The sequence below is a fragment of the Pseudonocardia sp. SID8383 genome, assembly GCF_009864975.1.
In the GTDB taxonomy this organism is placed as follows: Bacteria; Actinomycetota; Actinomycetes; order Mycobacteriales; family Pseudonocardiaceae; genus Pseudonocardia; species Pseudonocardia alni.
The window spans coordinates 1-389 of the sequence record NZ_WWFY01000507.1 but is presented as its reverse complement, the minus strand read 5'-3'; the positions used below and the strand labels follow the sequence as shown (position 1 = coordinate 389).

Annotated in this window: 1 protein-coding gene; it reads left to right on the top strand. The window is 78.9% G+C overall.

Features of this window, described 5'->3' with window-relative positions; all coding sequences use genetic code 11:
- Positions 1–389 (top strand): hypothetical protein (locus tag GTW08_RS12230; protein WP_161151942.1); only part of this gene is annotated, 389 nt, incomplete at both ends.

Here is a 389-nt window from a genome sequence, read left to right as displayed (position 1 = left end):
CGGCCTGCCTGGTCGCGGTCGGCACCACCGCCGCGCTGCGCGCCGACGCCGATGCGGCGCCCGGGATCGACTTCGTGGTGCCGCCCAACCCGGCCCTGCACGACGAGGAGGCCGCCGAGCAGGTCCGGGTCCGGCTCGTCGCCGAGACCACCGAGCGCGCCGCCCGGCTCGCCGAGCTGGAGACCGTCCTCGACGACGACCGCAGGCTGCGGGACCGGTTCGCCGCGCTGCGCGACCGTCGTCCCACCCTCGCCGACCTCACCGAGGCCGCCGAGGCCGCCGAGGCCGCACGGGCCGCGGCGGTCGCCGAGTACGAGGCGACCCGCGCCGAGGTCGAGGACGTCGACGAGCGCGCCGACCGGCTCACCGTCGACCGGCCCGGCCTGGAG